Origin of the sequence: Xanthomonas sp. CFBP 8443, from assembly GCF_025666195.1 — a bacterium.
Classification (GTDB): Bacteria; Pseudomonadota; Gammaproteobacteria; order Xanthomonadales; family Xanthomonadaceae; genus Xanthomonas_A.
On the sequence record NZ_CP102592.1, the window covers coordinates 4,642,287 to 4,666,022 of the forward strand.

The window sequence follows — 23,736 nt, forward strand, 5'->3', positions numbered from 1 at the left end:
GGGCCAGACCGGATGGACGCAGACGGGGACGGGAAACATGGATTGGATCGGACACGCGGCTCTCTCCTGCAAGCGACGACGCTGACGACGATGACCGAGCCGACGCAGGCCAACAGCCGGCCGCCTTCCTGGGCACCCACGCGGACAACACGACGCACGGCCGCAGCACGGCGCCCTCCTTCTATTCCTCGACTTCCCCCAGGTGCGCATACCGAACGGCGACCCCTGCGACGTGCACCCGTAGTTCCAGGCCCTCGTCTCGCTGCTGGCGGAACCAGCGCTTGTCGGCGTCGGCCCCTCGCTCCTGTCTTTCGGGTGTAACACGGCGCAAAACGGCCTGTCAATCAACTCTTCTTGACAAGCCGAATCGAGGAAAAGACTATTCCGGAGCGACGCGCAGCCGTCGATACGCTTTCCATCTCGCGGGGTCCGATGAACACGATGCGTGGCCTGTGCTTGCTGCTGGCCGCAGCGCTGAGCGGCCCGGTGCTGGCGGCAAGCGCCGACGACACGGTGCCGTTCCAGTTGCACGCCAGCCAGTTGCAGGCGGACTACTGGATCGCGCGCCTGCCCGCGGCGCAACGCCCGCTACTCGACGCGGCGCAGGTGCAGGCCTTCAACGCGCATCTGCTGCGCCACGATGCGTCGATGCACGACCTGCAGGCGCTGCCCGACCGCTACAGCGCAGAACAGGTGCGCGCGCAGGTGCTGGCGCTGTCGGCATCGCCGACGCGCACGCTCTTCGACGCGAGCGGCACCGCGCTCGACGCCGCGCAGCTGGCGGCCTTGCACTCCGCGCTCGCCCTGGACGCGGTCCCCGCGCAAGTCGCGCCGCGTTACGCGCTGGTGGTGCGCCGCGCCGACCTGCGCACCTTCCCCACCCGGCAACGCGCGTTCAGCGGCCGCGACGACCACGACATCGACCGCTTTCAGGAATCGGCGCTGTATCCCGGCACCGCGGTGGCGATCCTGCACGCCAGCGGCGACGGTCAATGGCTGTTCGTGCTGGCGCCGAACTATGCAGCGTGGATCGAACGCGATCGCGTCGCCGAAGGCGAACGCGCCGCGGTGCTGGACTACGCGCGGCGCACGCCGCGGCTGGTGGTGACAGGCGCCCGCGCGCTGACCGCGTTCACCCCGGAACTGCAGGCCGCGTCGCAGGTAGCGCTGGACATGGGCAGCATGCTGCCGCTGCGCGAAGACTGGCCGGCGCAACAGCTGGTCAACGGCCAGTCGCCATTGGCCGCGTACGTGGTGCAACTGCCGTTGCGCGGCGACGACGGCCGGCTGCGGCTGGCGCCCGCGCTGGTGCCGCGCGGCGCCGATGTCGCCACCGCGCCGCTGCCGGCCACCCAACGCAACCTGCTGCGGCAAGCGTTCAAGTTTCTCGGCGAGCGCTACGGCTGGGGCAACGACTACGATGCGCGCGACTGCAGCGGCTTCGTCTCCGACGTCTACCGCAGCCTGGGCATCGCCCTGCCGCGCAATACCGGCGACCAGGCGCGCAGCCCCAGCCTCGCCGCCGTGCCCTACGCCGCTGCCGCGCCGCTGGCGCAACGGCAGCGGGCGCTGGCGCAGCTGCAGGTCGGCGACCTGGTCTACATCCCCGGCCACGTGATGATGGTGATCGGCCACGACCGCGGCCACACCTGGATGATCCACGACGTGGCCGGCGCCAGCTACCGCGACGCGAGCGGCCAATTGCAGCGCGTGCGCCTCAACGGCGTCTCGGTGACCCCGCTGGAGCCGATGCTGCTGGGCGACGGCACGCCCTTCATCGACCGCATCACCCGCATCCAACGCGTCCGCCCGGTCGCCACCGAATGAAGATCACCGATATCCGCCTGGGCATGCTGCGCGTGCCGCTGAAGACCCCGTTCAAGACCGCGCTGCGCACCGTGGAAACGGTCGAGGACGTGATCGTGCTGGTCCACACCGACAGCGGCCACATCGGCTATGGCGAAGCGCCGGCGACCGCACCGATCACCGGCGACACCCACGGCTCGATCGTCGCGGCGATCGACGGCTTCATCAAGCCGCGCCTGCTCGGCGAGGACGTCGCCAACCTCAACCGGTTGACCGGGCTGATCCAGGGCGCGCTGGAGCGCAACGGCAGCGCCAAGGCCGCGGTGGAGATCGCGGTCTACGACCTGTGGGCGCAGCTGTACGGCGCGCCGCTGTACAAGATGCTCGGCGGCGGCACGCCGGCCATCGCCACCGACATCACCATCAGCGTGGACGCCGTCGACAAGATGGTGAGCGATGCGCTGTCGGCGCTCGCGCGCGGCTTCACTGCGCTGAAGATCAAGGTCGGCAAGGACATCGACGTGGACATCGAGCGGGTCAAGGCGATCCACGCCGCAGTCGACGGCCGCGCGCTGCTGCGCCTGGATGCCAACCAGGGCTGGACGCCGAAGCAGGCGGTGTACGCGATGCGCACGCTGGAAGACGCCGGGGTGGCGCTGGAGCTGCTGGAGCAGCCGGTCAAAGCCTCGGACATCGATGGCCTGAAGTACGTGACCGAGCGGGTGAACACGCCGGTGATGGCCGACGAGAGCGTATTCGCGCCGGCGCAGGTCTTCGACCTGATCCAGCGCCGCGCGGCGGACATCATCAACATCAAGCTGATGAAGGCCGGCGGGCTGTCCAACGCGATCCGCATCGCCGACATCGCGGCGCTGTACGGGGTGCAATGCATGATCGGCTGCATGCTCGAGTCGAGCATCAGCGTGGCGGCGGCGGTGCACTTGGCGGTGGCCAAGGCGGACGTCATCACCAAGGTGGACCTGGACGGCCCATCACTGGGCCTGTTCAACCCGGTGGAGGGTGGGGTGATCTTCAACGACTCGCAGATCACCATCACCGACGCGCCTGGCCTGGGCATCCGCGAGATCCGCGGCCTGGAGCTGCTGCCCCCGCGAGGGTGATCTGGGTACGTTGGCGCATGCGCTGCAATGCGCACGACCGACACATGCGGCTGTTTCCATCGCGATCGCGCTTGCCATCACTACGTATGGCGGTCGACGCTGGTGTGCATCTGTGCTGACGGCCACCGTGACGTCGGCAGGCATCACCTGGAACGCCAAGCCGATCCTATTTGCCCACTGCTTCCGCTTTGCCCTGCTCTTCTTGGCTTGAGCTTGGGGTTGGGCCTGGCTCTGCTGTGCTTCTGCTCTGCTGTTGCTTCTGCTGTTGCTTTTACCGGGTTCCCTTCCGCAGCGGCGGATGGACCGGGGAAAAACCCGAAGGGCGGCGCACAGGGATGTGCGCCGTTCGCGGCAGGGGCAGGATGCCCCTTCCGCGAATCCCCGGTGCATCCGCGGACCCGTAGCGCGCAGCGCGGAGGGCGCAAGGCAGGGCGTGCTTTCTTTTGGTTACTTTTCTTTGCACGAGCAAAGAAAAGTGACCCGCCAAGGGCGGAAGCTTTTGCTTTGCTGTTTGCTTGGGCATTTGCTTTTGTAGGAGCGGCTTCAGCCGCGACACCTTCCTGACAGGATCAGTCGCGGCTGAAGCCGCTCCTACAATGATTCCTCCATCCATCACCATCACCATCACCGTCGCGTAAGCAAAGGCAAAGGCAAAGGCAACAGCTTTCGCCTTTGGCGAGTTACTTTTCTTTGCTTGTGCAAAGAAAAGTAACCAAAAGAAAGCACACCCTGCCTCCGCGCCCTCCGCGCTACGCGCTCCGGGTCCGCGAATAGGACGGGATTCGCGGAAGGGGCATCCTGCCCCTGCCGCGAACGGCGCACATCCCTGTGCGCCGCCCCTTCGGGGTTTTTCCCGCCCTATTCGCCGCTACGTAAGGGGCCCGGTAAAGCAAAACAGCAACAGCAACAACCACAGCAACAGCCACTACCACGGCACTGCGCGGCATGGCCACGGCGACAATGGCGGTACGGCGGCAGCACGGCTGCACGGCTGCACGGCCGCGGAAGATACATAGGCAACAGTGGCGACCAACACGTAAAGGCCACGGCCGACGCCAGCCCGATCAACTCGCGACCAACCCGCCTGACTTGCTGTACCACGCACTGCCACACCTGCCTGGATCGACCCACTGCCAGCGCATCACACGCACGACCGCCACGCACCGAACAACTACGGTAACGTGCACTATTGCAGAGCGCCCACCCGACATCGTGCGAGTGCCGTTGTGCCGCCACCCTGACCGCCGCCGGCAACGCGCGGCTACCCTGGGTCCAGTACCTGTTCGATGCCCGATCGCGACCGGAGATGCGCATGCCGAAGTTCCCGTGGTTGTCCGCCCTGACGCAGCCCGGCGCCGCCCGCCGCACATGGCGCGCAGCGCTGATGCTGCTGTGCGCCGCCGTCGCCGGCCCCGGCCTGGCCGGTACCGCCACCGCCGACACCGCACCGCCGGCACTGCAGCAGGCGCGCCAGCTGGTGCTGGTGGTGGCGCCGGACTGGGACAGCCCGCGCGGCCAGCTGCAGGCGTTCGAACGCACCGCGCAGGGCTGGCGCGCGCACGGCCAGCGCTTCGACGTGGCGCTCGGCCGCAACGGCAGCGCCTGGGGCCTGGGCCTGCATCCGGCGCAGGCCGACGGCCCGCAGAAGCGCGAAGGCGACGGCCGCAGCCCGGCCGGGATCTTCACCGTCGGCGAGGCCTTCGGCTACGCGCAGCGTATCGACAGCGCGCTGCCCTACCAACCGATGCGGCAGAGCAGCTATTGCATCGACGTGCCCGATTCGCCGCTGTACAACCGCATCGTCGACGCCGACCGGGTCGGCGCCGAGGCGGTCGCCGGCTCGACCGAACCGATGCGCCTGGACCTGCACCACGACGGCGATCGCCGCTACGAGGAAGGCTTCGTGATCGGCCACAACCCGCAGGCACGGCCCGGCGCCGGCAGCTGCATCTTCGCCCACCTGTGGCGCGCGCCGGGCGAAGCCACCGCCGGCTGCACCGCGATGGAACCGGCCGACATGCAGCGCCTGCTGGCCTGGCTGCGGCCGGACGCCGCGCCGCTGTTCGTGCTGCTACCTCGCAAGGACTACGCGCGGCTGCGCACCGCCTGGACGCTGCCCGCGGCGGAGCCGGCACCGTGAGCAACGCGCCCGAACCGAGTCTGGTCCGCGCGGTCAGCCGCTGGCAGATCGTCGGCCTGTCGATCAACGACGTGATCGGCAGCGGCATCTACCTGCTGCCCGCCGCCACCGCTGCGCTGCTCGGGCCGATGAGCCTGTGGGCGGTGCTGCTGGCCGGGCTGGCGGTGGGCTTGCTGGTGCTGTGCTACGCGCAGGCCGCCAGCTATTTCGACGAACCCGGCGGCAGTTATCTGTATGCGCGCGAGGCATTCGGCCGCTTCGCCGGTTTCGAGATCGGCTGGATGATCTGGCTGACCCGGATCAGTTCGGCCGCCGCGCTCGGCAACGGCCTGGCCGATGCGGTGGTGCGCTTTTGGCCGGCCGCGGCCGGCGGCGGCGCACGCCTGGCGATCGTGGTCGGCTCGCTCGGCCTGCTCACCGCGATCAACGTGATCGGAGTGAAATCGGCCGCGCGCACCGGCGTGGCGCTGGTGATCGGCAAGCTGGTGCCGCTGCTGCTGTTCGTGGCGATCGGCCTGTTCTACGTGGACTGGTCGTGGGCGTTCTCCGGCCAGGCGCCGGATGCGCGCGACTTCGGCAACATGGGCGAGGCGGCGTTGCTGCTGCTGTTCGCCTACGCCGGCTTCGAGAACATCCCCGCCGCCGCCGGCGAATACCGCAATCCGCGCCGCGACGTACCGTTCGCGCTGATCACCATGATCGTCACCGTCACCCTGATCTACGCCGCGGTGCAGGTGGTCGCGCAGGGCACGCTGGCGAACGTGGCGCAGTCGGCGACGCCGTTGGCCGATGCCGCCAGCGGCTTCGGCGGCGAAGCGCTGGCGCTGATCCTCACCGTCGGCGCCACCATCTCCATCCTCGGCACCACCAGCAACACGGTGATGCTGGGGCCGCGCTTCCTGTTCGCGCTCGCGCAGGACGGCTACGGACCGGCGTTCCTGGCCCGCGTGCATCCGCGCTTCCGCACCCCGGCCGCGGCGATCCTGCTGCAGGGCGTGCTGTCGCTGGCGTTGGCGCTGTCCGGCTCGTTCGTGCAGCTGGCGCTGCTGTCGATGGTCACCCGCCTGTTCGCCTACATCGGCACCGCCGCGGCGGTGCTGGTGCTGGCACGGCGCTACGGCGACCGTCCCGGCGCGCTGCATCTGCCGGGCGGCCCGCTGATCCCGCTGGCGGCGCTGCTGCTGGCATTGGCGCTGCTGCTCAGCGCCAGCTGGCAGAACCTGGCCGCGGCCGGCGTGGCGCTGCTGGTCGGCGCGCTGTTCTACTGCTTCCCGCGCAAGGGCGCGGCGTAAGGCCTTCACGCGGCCTTGCGCGATTGTCACGCGCGGGTAACCGCATCGCTTCGACCCTGGGCGCCCGCCTCGATCGATGCCGGAGTCCGCGATGAAACTACGCCGTGTCTACAGCGCCCCCGACGTGGCCACCGCCACCCGCGCCCTGCAAGCGGCGCGCAGCGCCGGCATCGACAACGACGACCTGTCGCTGATCGCGCGCGGCGACATCGAACTGGACGCGATTCCCGATGAACGCAAGGACGTCAAGACCGACACCTTGCCAGCGGCCGCGCGCGGCGCGATGGGCGGCGGCGCGGCCGGCCTGCTCGCCGGGCTGGCGGCGATCGCGGTGCCGCCGCTGGGCATCACCCTGGCCGGCGCCGGGGTGATGGCCATCGCCGGTGCGCTGGTCGGCAGTTGGTCCTCGGCGCTGGTCGGCGCCACCGTGCCGGATCCGGTGCGGCGCAACTTCGAAGAGGAAATCGAGGCCGGCCGCGTCCTGGTCGTGATCGAAGGCGAGTCGCCGCAGCTCGACGCCGCCGATGCCGCACTCCGCGACGCCGGCACCACCGCGCTGCCCTACGAGTCCGCCGCTGCCGCGCAGTGAGCGCAGGCCGCCGCCGCGCGTCCCATAGTGGCGGCAGCGCTAAGAATGCGGCGGCGGCGCCAGCGCGCGCATGCGCAGCAGCAAGCCGCCGGTGTGCACCAGCGAGTAGCCGATCAGCGCCGCGGCGATCGCCAGGGTCAGCGGGCTGGCGTTCTGCAGCGATTGCGCGCCGCCGGAAAACGCACCGCTGGCCCAGCGCCAGGCCAGGCGCCCGATCAGCAGCACGCTGAGCCCGGCCCCGATCCACGGATTTGGCGTATAGAAACGCGCGCCATCGCGCAGTTCGATGCGGGTGTGGTGCAAGGCGAAGGCCCCCAGCGCCGCACCGGCCACGACACCCAGCGCCATGCCGAGACGGACCGGCGGCAACACCGCTGCCAGGTAGGTCAGCCCTGCGGTCGCCAGCGCCAGCACCAGCATCCGCGCCACGGTCCGCCGTGGCTGCCAGGGCTGGCGACCGAAATAGCGGCGGAGGCGCCGGTAATACAGCCAGCCGATGCCGGCAGTGGCCAGATAGGGCGTGAACAAGGCGAGACCGGTGGCGGCCATGGAATCCTGCGGGGCGATGAGCGGCGTTGCCGCGGATCGTAAGCCATCGGCGGGGGGCACGCAGCCGGCGCCTGGGCCGCGGCCGAGCCGGTGTCCTCCCGGGGTGTGCCCGCATCGCCGTTATCGAACCTTTGAATCAGCCAACGATGCCTGCAAAGGTGGCTGCCTGCGCGCACGCGGCGGTGGGTGGTTTGCTACCCCAGCACCGACATGCGCCGACTCGATTCTTCGCACGTGGCATCGCGATGTCCAGCTCAACGCCGTCGCCAACGCGAGCCACGTCCGGGACCGACTCCACGAGCTTGCCAGATGTCGGGCTCCAAATTGCTACGCGCCCTTAGCACGCATCACTTCATTATCGTTTGCCAGCGATCATCGCGGATCAATCCAATCGTTCTGTCCGCAAAGGACAACACCCCTTCGGCGCTGCTTCGAAGCACTGTGAATTGGAGGTCTGCTTCTTCTATATCCAAGGCAATCAACGTCTGTCCGGCGACTTTGTCCACGCCAGGCAAATGCGCCGCATATATTTCATCGTCATATGTCGCAACCCCCCAGTAACTTCTCCTCGTGTCGATCGGCTGAACAATGGACCATTGATCTGCAACGCCGATCAGTACAGTCCCATTCTTGCCGACAATGGCATAGTGACCGTTGTCCAGCCGGCAGATACTGGTAAGACCTGCCTTGGTTGGCAGATCAAGCACGGTCCAATTTTTACCGTCGAAATGCGCGGCGTAACCTTCGGAAGTTACAGCGACAACATCGCTGCGACTGCTTCCGGCGATATCCTCGATTGTCGCATCCTGATAGCCAACACTTAACTTCGGCAGCGTCTCGAACCGATCGCCAAGTAAGCGATAGACCTGGCCGACAGATCCTGCGCAGATCACATCGCCACCTATGATACGAAGTCTCCGCAGTGGGCCGATGTTACCGACGGCAGGGTTTGCGTAGGCCTTCCGCGAGGCTTTGAGCTCCTCTCTTGTCGGCGATTTCCAGTCGAAACGCACGACTGAACCGTTCTCTCCCAAGATGTAAGCAGAGCCGTCGGTAGCGGCATCAATCGAGAGAATAGCTTCTGCAGACAACCCGAACTCAAGCCAGACATCCTGCCTCCTAACGCCGATCCTGTTCTTTGGGTTGTCACGATCGTCGCCAAGCGTACAGGCAGCGATGATGATACCCGCGACCGGACTCACGCCCTCCTGAATAAAGGCCCCTTCAATAAACTCCGCATCCGATATTCCGCTCACCTTCATTAGATCCCGTTTGTTAATCGTCCGATATTATGACGGCTGGCGGCTGTTTCGCTTTGGTTGGACGATGCATGCCTGGTGCCAGCGCTGGGTGCCAGCCTGGTGTTAGATCCTCCATCCGACAGATCTGGTGTTAGATCCTCCATCCGACAGATGGCGCCATGCAACGTTCTTCTCTGGGTCTGGCTTGCAATCTTGCCTTGGATCTGGCGGTCTCGCGGCACAGGCCGCGGCACCGCCGAAAGTCAGCGGGCGGCGTTGGCGACGTGCTGCCGCACCCGGGCTTCGCTCAGAACGGCTGGGTCTACCTGAGCTATGCCGAGGTCGGCAAAGGCGATACCCGCGGTGGCGCGGACCAGGCTCAAGTTGAATGCCCACGGCAGCGGCGCGCTGTCGGAGCTGCAGGTCGCGCCGGTGTGCAGCAACGGCGTGCACGACGCTTCATGCACCGATCACGCGGCGCTGGAACCGCATTAACGGCGCCGTCGCTAACGTCGCTGCCACATCCGCACAGGAGACGACGATGAGCGTTCCCTATCAGATCCCCGGCCGCGAACCCAACGACGACGACCGCAGCCTGGTCTCGCAATATTGGCGCGAGCGCTTCGCCGAGGAGCCGTATTACAGCGAAGGCGAGCGTTTCGAGGACTACGAGCCGGCGTATCACGCCGGACACGAGGCGCGCGTGCGCAACTTCAATCGCGCCTACGAGCAGGTGGAAGCCGAACTGCATCGCGACTGGGACAGCACCAAGGGCTCGCAGACGCTGAGCTGGAGCAAGGCGCGGCATGCGGTGCGCCGTGCCTGGGAGCGGGCGGGCCAGGATTGAGTCGCTACGACAGACGAACAAGCCTCATGCAGGAGCGGCTGCAGCCGCGTCCCGCAGCCTCGGCAAGCCCATAGGCGTTGCCGCTTGCAAGACCGCCGGCGCGCCCTGCACGAGGCGCGCCGGCCACGCTCACCGATCAACTCTCCAGCGGCTGCAGCTTCAACAAACGCCCACCGCTGCCATCTTCCAAGAGCCACAGCGCGCCGTCCGGCCCCTGCTCCACCTCGCGGATGCGCTTGCCCATGTCGTAGCGCGCCGCTTCGCGCGCGTTCTCGCCGTTGAACTCGATCCGCACCAGCGACTGCGAGGACAGCCCGCCGATGAAGCCGTTGCCGCGCCATTGTGGGAACACGCTGCCGCTGTAGATGACGAAGCCGGCCGGCGAGATCACCGGGGTCCAGCTGACCTTCGGCGCGGCGAACTCCGGGCGCGTGTTGTGATCGGGGATCGGCCGGCCGTCGTAATGGTCGCCGTTGGAGACGATCGGATAGCCGTAATTGGCGCCGCGCTGGATCAGGTTCAGTTCGTCGCCGCCGGCCGGGCCCATCTCGTGTTCCCACAGCTGGCCCTTGGCGTCGAAGGCGAGGCCGAGCACGTTGCGGTGGCCGAGCGACCACACCTGCGCCGCGACGCCGCCGCGGCGCGCGAACGGGTTGTCGGCCGGCACGCTGCCGTCGTCGTTGAGGCGCACGATCTTGCCCAGGTTGCCGCTCATGTCCTGCGCCGGATCGAACTTCTGCCGCTCGCTGGAGCTGATCCACAGCTTGCCGTCCGGCCCGAACGCCAGGCGATGGCCATAGTGGCCCTGGCCGGACACCTTGGGCTGCTGGCGCCAGATCACCTTCAGCTGCGACAGCGCGCCGCCGCCATTGCCGTCCAGGGTCAGCTTCGCGCGCGCCACCGCGCCGCCGCGGGTGTCGCCGCTGCCGGCCTCGGCGTAGCTCAGATAGACCCAGCCGTTCTGGGCGAAGCCCGGGTGCGGCAGCACGTCGCCGAATCCGCCCTGGCCGCCGTAGGCGACCGCGGGCACGCCGCTGACCGTGCCGGTGCGGCCGCTGGCCGGATCGAAGCGCTTCAGCGTGCCGCGCTTCTCGCTGACCAGGGCGCTGCCGTCGGGCAGGAAGCTCATCGCCCAAGGCTCGTTGAAGGTGGCGAACGGCGTGGCCGAGAACGGCCAGTCGCCGCGCCGTTCCGCCGTCTTGGTCGCCGGCGCCGCGTGCGCCGCGGACACGGCCAGACTCACTGCCAACGCACAGGCCAGGCCCAGGAGAGAACGTTGCATGACGTGCACCTATCGGATGGGGTCGAACGCCGAACCTAGCAAACCGGGCGTGGACGGCAAGCATGCAGCGGCCAAGCCGTGGCCGCGGTCACGCGACGCGCCCGCGCGCGGTAGACAGGAACCCGCCACGGGCCGCGCAGGGGTTGGCCGCGCGGCATGCCGCCGGGCGCCCCGCCTGCACGGAAGCCCGTGAGGCCTTACGCCTGCGCCAGCAGTTCGAAGCCGACCGGTTCGCCGCTGGCCGAGGAGGCGCACACCCACAGGTCGAACAGCCCCGGCTCGGCCTCGAAGCGGCCGTCGCGGCCGCTGAAGGCCAGCGCGCGGCGGTCCAGGGTGAACACCACCTCCACGCTCTGCCCCGGCGCCAGCTGCACCTTGCGGAAGCCCTTCAGCTCGCGCACCGGGCGCACCCGGCTGGCGACGCGGTCGTGCACGTACAGCTGCACCACTTCCTCGCCGGCGCGCTCGCCGACGTTGTCGATGCGGGTGGTCACGGTCAGCGTGTCGTCCCAACCCAACTGCACGCGATCCAGCTGCGGCGTGCCGTAGGCGAAGCGGGTGTAGCCGATGCCGTGGCCGAACGGATACAGCGGCGCGTTCGGGATCTCGCGCCAGCGCGCCTTGAACTCGCTCATCGTCGGCAGTTCCGGCCGGCCGGTGCGCGCATGGTTGTAGAAGTACGGCTGCTGGCCCGGATCGAGCGGGAAGCTGACCGGCAGGCGTGCCGACGGGTTGTAGTCGCCGAACAGCACGTCGGCCACCGCCGGGCCGGTCTGCGTGCCCAGGTACCAGGTCACCGCGATCGCCGCCGCGTCGCGCACCGCGCCCTGCAGCGCCAGCGCGCGGCCATTGCGCAGCAGCACCACCAGCGGCGTGCCGGTGGCGGCCACTGCCTCGGCCAGCGCCTGCTGCGCCGGCGGCAGCACGATCTGCGTGCGCGACTGCGCCTCGCCGCTGTAGCGCTGCGGCTCGCCCAGCGCCAGCACCACCACGTCGGCGGCGCGCGCGGCGGCCACCGCCGCCTCGATGCCGCCGTCCAGCGGCGCTTCCAGGTCGCAGCCCGGCAGCACGCTCAGCGCGTCGGCGTCTTCGAGCGCCGCGCGCACGCCGGCTTCCAGGGTCACGTAGCGGGTCTTGTCGCCGAACAGCGTCCAGCAGCCCTCGATGTTCTCGCGGTCCTGCACGAACGGCCCGATCAGCGCGATCTTCTGCCCGCGCTTGCGCAGCGGCAGCACGTCGCCATCGTTCTTCAGCAGCACGATCGAGCGCCGCGCCGCCTCGCGCGACAACGCATCGTGCGCGGCGATGTGCGACTGGTCGGCCTCGCGCGCCGGGTCCAGCGAGCGGTACGGATCGTCGAACAGGCCGATCGCCTCCTTCAGCGCCAGCACCCGCCGCACCGCCGCGTCCAGCGCGGCCATCGGCACTTCGCCGTCCTCAACCAGCGACGGCAGATGCGCGGCGTAGAAACCGCTCTGCATGCTCATGTCCATGCCGGCCAGGAACGCCTTCTTGGTCGCGTCGCGCTCGTCGGCGGCATAGCCGTGCGCGATCAGCTCCATGTCGGCGGTGTAGTCGGAGATGACCACGCCGGGGAAGTTCCACTCGCCGCGCAGGATCTCGGTCAGCAGCTCGTGGTTGGCACTGGCCGGCACGCCGTTGATGTCGTTGAACGAGGTCATCACGCTCAGCGCGCCGGCGCCGAACGCGGCCTGGAACGGCGGCAGGTGCACGTCGCGCAGGGTCTGCGGGGCGATGTCCACGCTGTTGTAGTCCATGCCCGCGGCGACCGCGCCGTAGGCGGCGAAATGCTTGGGCGTGGCCAGCAGCGCGTCGTGCGCGCGCAGGTCCGGGCCCTGGAAGCCGCGCACGCGCGCGGCGGCGAACGCGCAGCCCAGCACCACGTCCTCGCCGGCGCCCTCGGCGCCACGGCCCCAGCGCTGGTCGCGGGCGATGTCCACCGCCGGCGCATAGGTCCAGTGGATGCCGGCGGCGGTGGCCTCGATCGCGGTGGCGCGCGCAGTGCGCTCGGCGAGGTCTGGCTCGAAGCTGGCGGCCTCGCCCAGCGGGATCGGGAACACGGTGCGCATGCCGTGGATCACGTCCGCGGCCAGGATCACCGGAATGCCCAGGCGGCTCTCTTCCAGCGCCGTCTGCTGGATCCGCCGCCCCAGTTCGGCGCCCACGCCATTGAACAGCGAGCCGACCCGGCCGGCGCGCACCTGCTGCAGCACCTCGTCGGCATTGCTGACGTTCGCTTCCGGATTCACGTCCGGCGCGAACGGGCGCACCATGTCGGCGAAGACGCCGAGCTGGCCGACCTTCTCTTCGACGGTCATGCGGGCGATGAGCGATTCGATACGATCCGAAGCCATGGGGTCCTTTGAGAAAACGTTTACATAGCCGTCAATTCTAGCTCTCCGGCCAGTCGAAAGAGCAAATTGTGCGGCCGGATTCGCCTATTCAGCAAACTGTCTACCGCCGCGCCCGTCCTGCCCGCTGGCGGCTCCATACGCCTCCGGATCCCGCAATCCCGCCGTTTGCGGCACGAGACCGCCATGCGCGGCGGTCAAGCCAGGCACACACGACACCTGCCGGGCGCAGCCGTGATCGCGCCGCTCGCTGTCCCTGGCGCGGCCCCGACTGCGTCTCACCAGCCTTGCGACACCCACCGGCAAATCCTCGCCGCCGCAGCGCGGACGGCGTAACGGCGACGGGCGCTCAGGAACTGAAGTAGGCCTCGGCGATCGCCGTATGCAGATGGCCCAGATGGGTCTGGATCTCGTCCATGAACTCGGCCGGATTGTGCCGCGCCAGGTAGGCCGGGTCGGCGTTGCGCACCAGCCCGTTGATCCGCATCAGCGCGCGCTCCACGTTCGGCCGCGGCGGCATCGTCGGCAAGATGTGCTGGGCGCGGGTGAGACAGAAATGCACGCTGCGCGGGAAATCGTTGTTCTGCAGCAGGAAGCGCAGCGCATGCTCGCCGGTGACGCGCTGGCGCACGTGGCGCCGGTACATCTGGTAGGCGGCCAGCGAGCGCAGCACGCTCATCCACTGCATGTTCTGGTAGGCCTCCAGGTCGTCGGCCTTGCGCGGGGTGATCAGGCCCGAGGCGCCGGCATCGATGATCCGTGTAGTCATGTCGGCCTGTTCGATCGCCGTGCCCAGGCGCAGGAACTGGAAGCCGATGTCGCGGCTGACGTTGGCGGTGAGCAGGCCGGACACCTTCAGGCAGGCGTCGGTGACGTGGCCGAGGAACTCCATCCGGTAGCGGCGGCCGACGCTGCGCTCGCCGTTGGCGTCGATGTACAGGTGCAGGTCGTTGACCGCCTCCCACACTTCCTGCGGCAGCGTGTCGCGGATGCCGCGCAGCAGCTCGCGCGCCTGCCGCGCCGAAGTGCGCAGCGACGACGGATTGCGCTCGTCCAGCAGCAGGAAACGCACCACGTCGGCATCGCCGACATCGTCGCCGGCCTGCGGGAACCACACGTTGAAGATCTCGCCGGCGCCGACCGTGTCGATCATCGGCCGCCAGGCGAAGCGCACCGAGCGCGGCAGGTCCAGCTGCAGCAGACTGCCCACGCCGACCAGGCGCGCGGTGGTCTCGGCACGGCGCACGTAGCGGCTGAACCAGTAGAGGTTGTCGGCGACGCGCGAGAGCATCAGTCCGTCTCCTCGTCCAGATCCACCACCCAGGTGTCCTTGGCGCCGCCGCCCTGCGAGGAATTGACCACCAGCGAGCCCTCTTCCATCGCCACCCGGGTCAGCCCGCCGGTGGTGACGTAGACGTCCTCGCGCGACAGGATGAACGGGCGCAGGTCCAGGTGCCGCGCCGACGGGCCGACCTCGGTCACGATCGGCGCGGTGGACAGGCCCAGCGTCGGCTGCGCCATGTAGTTGCGCGGGTCGGCCTGAATCAGCCTGCGGAACTCGTCGCGCTGGCGCTTGGTCGAGCGCGGCCCGATCAGCATGCCGTAGCCGCCCGATTCGTTGGCCGGCTTCACCACCAGCTGGTCGAGATGCTCGAGCACGTATTGGCGATCCTTGTCGTCGTGGCACAGGTAGCTGGGCACGTTGGGCAGGATCGGCTCCTCGTCCAGGTAGTAGCGGATCATCTTCGGCACGTAGGCGAACACCACCTTGTCGTCGGCCACGCCGGCGCCGGGCGCGTTGGCCAGCGCCACCTTGCCGGCGCGCCAGCTGCGGATCAGCCCGGGCACGCCTAGCACCGAATCGGGGTGGAACACCTCCGGATCGATGAACAGGTCGTCGACCCGGCGATAGATCACATCGACCCGGCGCGGCCCGTAGATGGTGCGCATGTAGGTGCAGTCGTCGTCGGCGACGAACAGGTCGTCGCCCTCGACCAGCTCGATGCCCATCGCCTGCGCCAGGTAGGCATGCTCGAAATAGGCGCTATTGAAGATGCCCGGGGTCAGCAGCGCGATCACCGGCTGGTCGCCGGGCCGCGGCGACAGCGCGGCCAGGGTGTCGTACAGCTGCGAGGGATACTCGTCCACCGGCAGGATCGCGCTGGTCTCGAACAGTTCGGGAAACACGCGCTTGGCGACCATGCGGTTTTCCAGCATGTACGACACGCCGCTGGGAATGCGCAGGTTGTCCTCCAGCGCGTACAGCGTGCCGTCGGCATCGCGCACCAGGTCCGAGCCGCAGATGTGCGCCCACACGCCCAGCGCCGGCGTGATGCCCACGCACTGCGGGCGGAAGTTCACCGAGTGCTCCAGCAGCATCGCCGGGAATACCTTGTCCTTGACGATGCGCTGCGCGCCGTAGACGTCGCCGATGAACAGATTGAGCGCGCGCATGCGCTGCTTCAGCCCGGCCTCGGTGCGCTCCCATTCGCGCAGCGGGATCACCCGCGGGATCAGGTCGAACGGCAGCGTGCGGTCGACGTTGCGGCCATCGGAATAGACGGTGAAGGTGATGCCCATGACCCGCGCGGCGACATCGGCGGCGAGCTGGCGTTCGGACAATTCGCGCCCCGAAAGGCTGGACAGGTATTCGATGACCCGGCGGGCGGCGGGACGCGGCTGGCCATCGGCCTGGATCAGCTCGTCGTAGGTGGCCGTGCGGTACTTGCTCCAGTCCATCGTGCCCCGTCGTTGTACGCCACCGAGCGCGATCGGCCAGATGTTGCGTTGCACAGCAACATGCACGGAACCGGAATGAGCGTCAAGCGGCGCCGACGCAGGCCACGCTCAGCCGTCGCGGCTGCGCTCGATGATCACGCCCACCGCCTGCGCACCGCGCACCGCGCCCGGCTTGCTCAGCTTCAGGCGCAGCCAGCGCACGTCGAACTCGGCCAGCACCGCGGCCGCGCAACGCTCGGCCAGCGTCTCCACCAGACCGCAGTCGGACTGCTCGACCAGTTCCACCAAGCGCTTGCTGACCGCTTTGTAGTTGAGCGTATCGGCGATGTCGTCGCTGGCCGCCGGCACGCGGTTGTCGAAGCCCATCTCCAGATCGAAGCGCAACGTCTGCCGGATCCGCCGCTCCCAATCGTAGATGCCGATCAGCGCGTCGATTTCCAGACCTTCGATGAAGACCTTATCCATTTTGGGGACCAGGGACCGGGGACCAGGGACCGGGAAAAGCAGAAGCGGGAAGCGGAGGCTCTACCGGGTCCCCGGTCCCCGGTCCCCGGTCCCCATGAGCGGCCGCCAACGGCGGCAGCGAAGCCATGTCCCAGCGCGGCGTCACCCGCACCGCCGCGTCGCTGGACTGGCCGGCCTGCAGGCGCAGGGCGCCGGCGAAGGCGATCATCGCGCCGTTGTCCGTGCACAGCGCCGGGCGCGGGAAGCAGGCGCGGCCGCCGCGCGCCTGCGCCATCGCCTGCAGCTTGGCGCGCAGGCGCACATTGGCGCCGACGCCACCGGCGACCACGATGGTGTCGCTGCCGGCCGCCTGCAGCGCGCGCTCGCACTTGATCGCCAGCGTGTCCACCACCGCATCCTCGAAGCCGCGGGCGATGTCGGCGCGGGTGGCCTCGCTCTGGTCGCTGCCGCGCCAGGCCAGCAGCACCTGGGTCTTGAGCCCGGAGAAGCTGAAATCCAGGCCCGGGCGGTCGGTCATCGGCCGCGCGAAGCGGAACCGGCCCGGCGTGCCCTGCGCGGCCAGCGCGGCCAGCTGCGGGCCGCCCGGGTACGGCAGGCCCATCATCTTGGCGGTCTTGTCGAAGGCTTCGCCGGCCGCATCGTCCAGGGTCTCGCCGAGCAGCCGGTACTGGCCGATCGCCTCCACCGCGATCAGCTGGGTATGCCCGCCGGACACCAGCAGCGCCACGAACGGCGGCGCCGGCACGCCGTGCACCGGGTCCGGGTCCTCCATCAGCGGCGCCAGCAGGTGGCCTTCCATATGGTGGACGCCGATCGCCGGCACCTCCAGCGCCCAGGCCAGCGCGCGGGCGACGCCGGCGCCGACCAGCAGCGCGCCGACCAGGCCCGGGCCGGCGGTATAGGCCACCCCGTCCAGATCGCGCACGCCCAGCCCGGCCTCGGCCAGGGTCTGGCGGATCAGCGGCAGCAGCTTGCGCACGTGGTCGCGGCTGGCCAGTTCCGGCACCACGCCGCCGTATTCGGCGTGCAGCGCGATCTGGCTGTACAGCCCGTGTGCGCGCAGCGCGGCCGCGCCGGACAGGGCGGTGTCGTAGACGGCGACGCCGGTTTCGTCGCAGCTGGATTCGATGCCGAGGACTCTCATGGATGCCATTGTGGGGCCGAATCGGCGGCAGGCAAACGCCCCGCTTGCAGCCAGGAAATCAGTCGCTATAATGTGCGGCTCGCCGGGCGTGACCCGGTCACCATTGTGTCCCGGAGATTCCATGCCCAGCGTCAAAGTCCGCGAGAACGAGCCCTTCGAGTTTGCGCTCCGTCGCTTCAAGCGCACCTGCGAAAAGGCCGGCGTGCTGGCCGAAACCCGCAAGCGCGAGTTCTACGAAAAGCCGACCCAGGAACGCAAGCGCAAGGCCGCAGCCGCGGTGAAGCGTCAGCTGCGCCGGACGTCTCGCGACGTCACCAAGCGTCAGCGTCTGTACTGAGGATCGCGGTTTGCGGTAGCGGGTTGTGCCGGTTTCGGCATCCGCTACGGTAAACCCACGAAGCCGGCACGCGCAAGCGTCGCCGGCTTTTTGTGTGGCCCGGAATCTTCGCCGGCCGCACCGGTGCAGCGATCTCCTGGCCCCGGCAGCCTTATTGGCCGCCGTGCGGCCTTGCCAGCCGCAGGCGCACCCGTCCTGCTCCGCTCGCGCCCCCGCATCCGCCCGGCGCGGCGCCGACGTGCGCAGCGCCTAGAATGAACGCCCTTCTTTTCCCTTCCCCCTGGAGCCCCTCATGACCCTCAAGCAGCAGCTCATCGACGACATGAAGGCCGCGATGAAGGCCCGCGACACGCACAGCCTGGGCGTGATCCGGCTGATCAACGCCGCGATCAAGCAGAAGGAAGTGGACGAGCGCAAGGACGTGGACGACGCCGCGGTGCTGGCGTTGATGGACAAGATGGTCAAGCAGCGCAAGGACTCGGTGAGCCAGTACGCCGCGGCCGGCCGCGAGGACCTGGCATCGATCGAGCGCGAGGAGATCGTGGTGATCGAGCGCTACCTGCCGGCCAAGCTCGGCGAGGCCGAGATCGTCGCCGCGATCCAGGCCGCGATCGCGCAGACCGGCGCCAGCGGCGCGGCCGACATGGGCAAGCTGATGGCCGTGCTGAAGCCGGCGCTGGCCGGCAAGGCCGACATGGGCCTGGTCTCGGTGCTGGTCAAGCAGCAACTGGCCGGCTGATCCGGCGGCGGGCTTCACCCGCCTTTCGGCGACCGACTGCTACAACGCCGGCGACCCGCGACACTTTTCCGCGCAGCGCGGGCCCGGCATCGCGATGCCGCGCGCCCGCCGAAGGCCGTGCCCGCCCCATGTCCCTGTCGCTGTCACCCACCCGCCTGCAAAAACACCTCGAACGCCTGCAGCAGAGCCTGCCGGCGGCGCTGCTGCGGCGCTTCGTCGAGATCGACGTGATGACCCAGGCCGCGTCGCTGTCGTTCTATGCGCTGCTGTCGCTGGCGCCGCTGCTGGTGTTGCTGCTGTGGCTGACCGCCTCGTTGTACCCGCAGGCGCAGCAGGCCTTCATCGAGCAGATCGGGCAGCTGGCCGGGCACGGCGCGCGCGAAGTGGCGCAGACCATCATCGACAACGCCAAGAACCAGCCCAGCGTCGGTTCGCTGGCCGGGCTGTGGAGCACGCTGCTGCTGTTCGTCGGCGCCACCGCGGTGTTCGCGCAGCTGCAGAACGCGCTGAACCTGATCTTCCGCACCGACAAGCAGCGCCTGGAAGGCGTCATGGCGTGGCTGAAGAAGCGCGTGTTCTCCTTCGGCGTGGTGCTGGGACTGGGCTTTCTGCTGCTGATCTCGATGATCCTGACCACGGTGGTGCAGGTGCTGTTCGCGCGCCTGCCGTCGCTGCTGCCCGCGGTGGGCTACGTCTCGACGCTGGCGATCTACATCCTGGCCTTCGCCGTGCTCTACCACTACCTGCCGGACCGGCGCGTGGAGTGGCGGCAGGCGGTGATCGGCGGCGCCATCACCGCCTGCCTGTTCGTGGCCGGGCGCTATGCGATCGGCCTTTACATCGCCACCGCCGCGCCGGGCAGCGCCTACGGCTCGATGGGCGCGCTGGTGATCCTGCTGGTGTGGATCTACTACGCCACCGTGGTGTTCTTCGTCGGCGCGCTGATCACCGCGGTGATCGACGAACGCCTGCGCTCGCGGCGCAAGCTCGCCGCCGCCGGGATCGACGCCAGCGCGATCACGGCGATTCCGCCGCAGCTGTAGCACCGCAACGCCAGGGTTTGCGGCCCGATCCGTGGCCGCGGCGCGGACGCATGGCATCCTATCGCCCATGGCCCGCATCCCCGACGCATTCATCGACGACCTGCTCGCCCGCACCGACATCGTCGAGGTGGTCGGCACGCGCGTGCCGCTGAAGCGCCAGGGCAAGGAATACGCGGCGCGCTGCCCGTTCCACGACGAGCGCTCGGCCTCGTTCACGGTGTCGCCGACCAAGCAGTTCTATCACTGCTTCGGCTGCGGCGCGCACGGCACCGCGATCAGCTTCCTGATGAACTACGACCGCCTCGAGTTCCTCGACGCGGTCGACGAACTGGCCAAGCGCGCCGGCATGGAAGTGCCGCGCGACGCGCAGCAGCGCGGCGCCGCGCAGGCCGCCGGCGACGACCATCGCGACCTGTACTCGGCGCTGGACGCGGCGACCAAGTTCTTCCAGCGCCAGCTCGAATCCAGCGACAAGGCGCGCAGCTACCTCGACGGCCGCGGCGTGGACGCGGACAACCGCACGCGCTTCCAGATTGGCTACGCGCCGGACGGCTTCAGCGCGCTGAAGGACGCACTGGGCACCGACGAGCGCCGCCACAAGCTGCTCGAACGCGCCGGGCTGTTCTCCAAGAACGAGCGCGGCCACGTCTACGACAAGTTCCGCGACCGGGTCATGTTCCCGATCTTCGACCGCCGCGGCCGGGTCATCGCCTTCGGCGGCCGGGTCATGGACAAGGATGACGGCCCCAAGTACCTGAACTCGCCGGAGACCGCGCTGTTCCACAAGGGCCGCGAGCTGTATGGCCTGTGGCAGGTGCGCCAGGCCAACCAGAAGATCGAGCGGCTGATCGTGGTCGAGGGCTACATGGACGTGGTCTCGCTGTTCCAGTTCGGGGTCACCCAGGCGGTGGCGACGCTGGGCACGGCGACCACCTCCGAGCACGCCGAGCTGCTGTTCCGCAACGCGCCGGACGTGTTCTTCTGCTTCGACGGCGATGCCGCCGGCCGCCGCGCCGGCTGGAAGGCGCTGGAATCGGTGCTGCCGCGGATGAAGGACGGACGCCAGGCGTTCTTCCTGTTCCTGCCCGACGGCGAGGACCCGGACAGCATCGTGCGCAAGGAAGGCGCCGACGGCTTCGCCGCGCGGCTGCAGCAGGCCACGCCGCTGTCGCAGTTCTTCTTCGACGAACTCTCGCGCGAGGTCAACCTGGCTACGCTCGACGGCAAGGCGCGGCTGGCCGAACGCGCACGGCCGATGCTGGCGCAGATCCCCGATGGCGCCTTCGGCGACCTGATGCGCCAGCGCCTGGCCGAGATCACCGGCATCGGCGGCCCCGCGCCCGCCGCCGCGCAGCCGGCCAAGCCGCCGCCGCGCGCGGCGGTACGGCCGACGCAAAAGCGCAGCCTGGTGCGCGAGGCGATCGTGCGCCTGCTGCATACGCCTTCGCTGGCGCTGGACCTGCCGCCGCCCTACCCGTTCGCCGGCCTGCGCCTGCCCGGCATCGAACTGATGATCGAGTTGTTGGAGATCGTGCACACGCGCCCGGAGATCACCACCGGCGCGCTGCTCGAACACTTCCACGAACGCGAGGAACTGGCCGCGCTGCAGAAACTGGCGGTGCAGGAGATTCCCGGCGAGACCGCCAGCTGGCGCCAGGAACTGCACGACGTGGTGGTGCAACTGGAGCGGCAGACCCTGCAGCAGCGGCTGGAGGAACTGCAGGCCAAGCAACGCGCGCAAGGCCTGGACGAGACCGACAAGTACGAACTGCGCGAGCTGTTCAAGGCGCGCGCCGCGCTGCACTGAGGGACAACCGGCAGTCCGGCTAACTCAGCGGGATGTAGCGATACTGCGGAACCTGTTTTCCCTGCAAATGCGCATTGGCGAGGAACTCGTAGATCCACGTGCGCGACGACGCCAGCGCGCACTCGGCGGCAAAATTGAAGATGTGCACTGCGTCGTCGCTGGCTGGAAGCCAGCGCCAGCCGCAATCGGTTTCGTCGCGACGCGGGAATGGATAAGGCAACGGGCCCAGTTCGCCGTCACCGGTGTAGTAGGACAGAAACCCGTCTTCCAAGCTCAGCAGCATGTTGTGCCGCAAATGGTACGCATCGGCCGAACGCGGATAGAGTTCGGCGAGCGCCTTGTAGAACCCGCTCGTCCCGGGCTGGGCTCCGCTTGGCCACTCGATCTTCTCGCACACCAGGAACGTCACCAGGTTCTGCTGCTCGATCCGGGATGGCTGAAACAGGGACGTACGATGGGCGTCGAGAAGGCCCGGAGTCGCCTCCTCCAGCGCGAGCTGGTTCCACATGTGGAATACCGCATCGTTCGGCGCGACCGGCAAGCCGGGCGGGCAGTGCTCCGAACGCAACCGCTTGGTGCAGGCCAGCTTGTGCAAGGCCTCCTTCAGTGCAGCGAACGTCAGGGTCGATTTGACTTCACCGACCGCGGCGCAGGTCTCCGTCGGATAGAACACTCTTCCGCCGGACAGATCCAGGCTGGGCGTGGCATCGCGGTCGTAGATGACGACATCGCACTGCGTGCTGTGGTGCTGCAGCGGCGTGGCCAGGAAACCGCTGCCGATCGACAGGCGCGCCGGCAGATACGACGCCAGCAGGGTTCTCAACAACTGCTCACGGTAGCCCCCGAATTCCCCGGAATGCAGCAGATGATTGTTCTGGTCCGCATCCCAGAACGCCTCCCGGCTCATCACCAGATAGTCGCCGCGAAACTTTCTCGCCGCGTTCAACGCCAACGTCTGCATGGCACTGGCGACAGTGGGCTGCATTCGAACTCACCTTCAGGACCGGCGTGTGAGAATACCAACCAGATCCGAGGCTTTTTATTCCAGGCATCACATCATGAAGAACCTCCTCGCCCGCATGCGCATCGAGCCCTTCACCCTGGCCCTGCTCGGCACCGTGCTGCTGGCCTCGTTGCTGCCGGTGCAGGGCCGCGCTGCGGCGGTGATGGACGACGCCACCGACATCGCCATCGCCGCGCTGTTCTTCCTGCACGGCGCGCGGCTGTCGCGCGAGGCGATCGTCGCCGGCGCGCTGCACTGGCGCCTGCACCTGACCATCCTCGCCGCCACCTTCGTGCTGTTCCCGCTGCTCGGCCTGTTGCTCAAGCCGCTGTCGCACTGGCTGCTGACCCCGGAGCTGTACATCGGCGTGCTGTTCCTGTGCGCGCTGCCGTCCACCGTGCAGTCGTCGATCGCGTTCACCTCGATGGCCGGCGGCAATGTGCCGGCGGCGGTGTGCAGCGCCTCGCTGTCGAGCCTGCTCGGGGTGTTCCTGACGCCGTTGCTGATGGGCCTGCTGGCCGGTGCGCAGAGCGCGATGGCCAACCCGCTGGAGGCGATGGGCAAGATCATGCTGCAGCTGCTGGTGCCGTTCGTGGTCGGCCACCTGCTGCGGCGCTGGATCGGCGGCTGGGTCGAACGGCGCCGCGCGGTGCTGCGCTACACCGACCAGGGCGTGATCCTGCTGGTGGTGTACACCGCCTTCAGCGCCGCGGTGATCGAAGGCCTGTGGCGCAAGACGCCGCTGCCGGCGCTGCTCGGGGTGGCGCTGGTCGCCGCGCTGCTGCTGGCGCTGGCGATGGGACTGATCACCTTCGCCGCGCGGCGGCTGGGCTTCGCCCGCCAGGACGAGATCCCGATCGTGTTCTGCGGCTCGAAGAAGAGCCTGGCCACGGGCGTGCCGATGGCCAAGGTGCTGTTCGCCAGCGGCAGCCTCGGCGCGATCGTGCTGCCGGTGATGATCTACCACCAGATCCAGCTGATCGTCTGCGCCTTCGTCGCGCAGCGCTACGCGCGCGATACGAAGACGGCGACACAGGACTAGCGAGCGCGGCACGGCGACGGATCGGCGCGGCCTGCCCGAGAAGGCGCGGCCGACGCCTGCGTGCGTGCGCAACACGCCGATCGCCGCGAGCCGCCGTGGCAAAACAGCAACGTTGCGCCATGACGGCCCGCCACGCGCCGTCGTTCGCGCCGTGTGGCAAACGCGCGCCGGCCGCCGC

The 23,736-nt window shown here is 68.7% G+C and carries 19 protein-coding genes and 2 pseudogenes; 12 read left to right on the top strand and 9 right to left on the bottom strand.

All coding sequences use genetic code 11. The features are described from left to right. Nucleotides 1-432 precede the first annotated feature (432 nt). The 5 genes from NUG20_RS19290 to NUG20_RS19310 all read left to right on the top strand — a co-directional run bounded on the left by NUG20_RS19290 (nucleotide 433) and on the right by NUG20_RS19310 (nucleotide 6,948). The gene (locus NUG20_RS19290; RefSeq protein WP_263396005.1) at nucleotides 433-1,827 is read left to right on the top strand and encodes a C40 family peptidase; all 1,395 of its coding nucleotides are present in this window, start codon (nucleotides 433-435) and stop codon (nucleotides 1,825-1,827) included. Further along, nucleotides 1,824-2,927, top strand: a complete 1,104-nt coding sequence (locus NUG20_RS19295) for a dipeptide epimerase (protein ID WP_263396006.1) — start codon at nucleotides 1,824-1,826, stop codon at nucleotides 2,925-2,927. The genes NUG20_RS19290 and NUG20_RS19295 overlap by 4 nt, the downstream gene beginning before the upstream one ends. A gap of 1,384 nt (nucleotides 2,928-4,311) precedes the next feature. Continuing rightward, nucleotides 4,312-5,067, top strand: coding sequence for a L,D-transpeptidase family protein (locus NUG20_RS19300; RefSeq protein ID WP_263398547.1), 756 nt, complete (start codon nucleotides 4,312-4,314; stop codon nucleotides 5,065-5,067). Continuing rightward, a complete protein-coding gene (locus NUG20_RS19305) occupies nucleotides 5,064-6,359 on the top strand; it encodes an APC family permease (protein WP_263396007.1) in 1,296 nt (431 codons plus the stop codon). Before NUG20_RS19300 ends, NUG20_RS19305 begins: the two co-directional genes overlap by 4 nt. A 91-nt stretch (nucleotides 6,360-6,450) precedes the next feature. After that, entirely contained in the window at nucleotides 6,451-6,948 is a 498-nt protein-coding gene (locus tag NUG20_RS19310; protein ID WP_263396008.1) for a hypothetical protein, read from the top strand. A gap of 39 nt (nucleotides 6,949-6,987) precedes the next feature. On the opposite strand, the gene NUG20_RS19315 is transcribed toward NUG20_RS19310, so the two are convergent. Beyond that, nucleotides 6,988-7,497: a CcdC protein domain-containing protein gene (locus tag NUG20_RS19315; RefSeq protein ID WP_263396009.1), complete on the bottom strand. Its 510-nt coding sequence runs from the start codon at nucleotides 7,495-7,497 to the stop codon at nucleotides 6,988-6,990. A 347-nt stretch (nucleotides 7,498-7,844) separates the two neighbouring features. Continuing rightward, nucleotides 7,845-8,759: a hypothetical protein gene (locus NUG20_RS19320; RefSeq protein WP_263396010.1), complete on the bottom strand. Its 915-nt coding sequence runs from the start codon at nucleotides 8,757-8,759 to the stop codon at nucleotides 7,845-7,847. Nucleotides 8,760-8,917: 158 nt separating this feature from the next. Here NUG20_RS19320 and NUG20_RS19325 point away from each other — a divergent pair. Further along, nucleotides 8,918-9,164: pseudogene (locus NUG20_RS19325) on the top strand (PQQ-dependent sugar dehydrogenase); the annotation flags it as partial. A gap of 115 nt (nucleotides 9,165-9,279) precedes the next feature. Further along, entirely contained in the window at nucleotides 9,280-9,585 is a 306-nt protein-coding gene (locus tag NUG20_RS19330) for a hypothetical protein (protein WP_263396011.1), read from the top strand. Between the two features lie 136 nt (nucleotides 9,586-9,721). Here the strand turns inward: NUG20_RS19330 and NUG20_RS19335 are convergent, their stop codons facing one another. The 6 genes from NUG20_RS19335 to tsaD all read right to left on the bottom strand — a co-directional run bounded on the left by NUG20_RS19335 (nucleotide 9,722) and on the right by tsaD (nucleotide 17,587). Continuing rightward, nucleotides 9,722-10,867, bottom strand: coding sequence for a PQQ-dependent sugar dehydrogenase (locus NUG20_RS19335; protein WP_263396012.1), 1,146 nt, complete (start codon nucleotides 10,865-10,867; stop codon nucleotides 9,722-9,724). 197 nt (nucleotides 10,868-11,064) lie between these two features. Beyond that, on the bottom strand, nucleotides 11,065-13,242 hold the full coding sequence (locus tag NUG20_RS19340; protein WP_263396013.1) for a glycoside hydrolase family 3 N-terminal domain-containing protein: 2,178 nt from the start codon (nucleotides 13,240-13,242) through the stop codon (nucleotides 11,065-11,067). Nucleotides 13,243-13,588: 346 nt separating this feature from the next. After that, nucleotides 13,589-14,530 (bottom strand): alpha-E domain-containing protein, encoded by a 942-nt coding sequence (locus tag NUG20_RS19345; protein WP_263396014.1) that lies wholly within the window; start codon nucleotides 14,528-14,530, stop codon nucleotides 13,589-13,591. Then, complete coding sequence (locus NUG20_RS19350) at nucleotides 14,530-15,978, bottom strand: circularly permuted type 2 ATP-grasp protein (RefSeq protein WP_263396015.1); 1,449 nt, start codon at nucleotides 15,976-15,978, stop codon at nucleotides 14,530-14,532. The genes NUG20_RS19345 and NUG20_RS19350 overlap by 1 nt, the downstream gene beginning before the upstream one ends. A gap of 108 nt (nucleotides 15,979-16,086) precedes the next feature. Next, a complete protein-coding gene (gene folB, locus NUG20_RS19355; RefSeq protein ID WP_263396016.1) occupies nucleotides 16,087-16,443 on the bottom strand; it encodes a dihydroneopterin aldolase in 357 nt (118 codons plus the stop codon). Continuing rightward, the gene (gene tsaD / locus NUG20_RS19360) at nucleotides 16,436-17,587 is read right to left on the bottom strand and encodes a tRNA (adenosine(37)-N6)-threonylcarbamoyltransferase complex transferase subunit TsaD (RefSeq protein WP_263396017.1); all 1,152 of its coding nucleotides are present in this window, start codon (nucleotides 17,585-17,587) and stop codon (nucleotides 16,436-16,438) included. Before tsaD ends, folB begins: the two co-directional genes overlap by 8 nt. A 121-nt stretch (nucleotides 17,588-17,708) precedes the next feature. Here tsaD and rpsU point away from each other — a divergent pair, with 121 nt between their 5' ends. The 4 genes and pseudogenes from rpsU (at nucleotide 17,709) to dnaG (ending at nucleotide 21,513) form a co-directional block, all read left to right on the top strand. Further along, nucleotides 17,709-17,924, top strand: coding sequence for a 30S ribosomal protein S21 (rpsU, locus tag NUG20_RS19365; RefSeq protein ID WP_003465342.1), 216 nt, complete (start codon nucleotides 17,709-17,711; stop codon nucleotides 17,922-17,924). A gap of 292 nt (nucleotides 17,925-18,216) precedes the next feature. Continuing rightward, on the top strand, nucleotides 18,217-18,663 hold the full coding sequence (locus NUG20_RS19370; protein WP_263396018.1) for a GatB/YqeY domain-containing protein: 447 nt from the start codon (nucleotides 18,217-18,219) through the stop codon (nucleotides 18,661-18,663). Nucleotides 18,664-18,791: 128 nt separating this feature from the next. Next, nucleotides 18,792-19,670, top strand: a pseudogene (locus tag NUG20_RS19375) (YihY/virulence factor BrkB family protein); the annotation flags it as partial. Nucleotides 19,671-19,773: 103 nt separating this feature from the next. Next, the gene (gene dnaG, locus NUG20_RS19380; RefSeq protein WP_263396020.1) at nucleotides 19,774-21,513 is read left to right on the top strand and encodes a DNA primase; all 1,740 of its coding nucleotides are present in this window, start codon (nucleotides 19,774-19,776) and stop codon (nucleotides 21,511-21,513) included. Nucleotides 21,514-21,532: 19 nt separating this feature from the next. On the opposite strand, the gene NUG20_RS19385 is transcribed toward dnaG, so the two are convergent. Then, the gene (locus NUG20_RS19385; RefSeq protein ID WP_263396021.1) at nucleotides 21,533-22,498 is read right to left on the bottom strand and encodes a DUF6602 domain-containing protein; all 966 of its coding nucleotides are present in this window, start codon (nucleotides 22,496-22,498) and stop codon (nucleotides 21,533-21,535) included. Between the two features lie 73 nt (nucleotides 22,499-22,571). On the opposite strand from NUG20_RS19385, the gene NUG20_RS19390 reads away from it, so the two are divergent. Next, a complete protein-coding gene (locus NUG20_RS19390; RefSeq protein ID WP_263396022.1) occupies nucleotides 22,572-23,558 on the top strand; it encodes a bile acid:sodium symporter family protein in 987 nt (328 codons plus the stop codon). Nucleotides 23,559-23,736 lie beyond the last annotated feature (178 nt).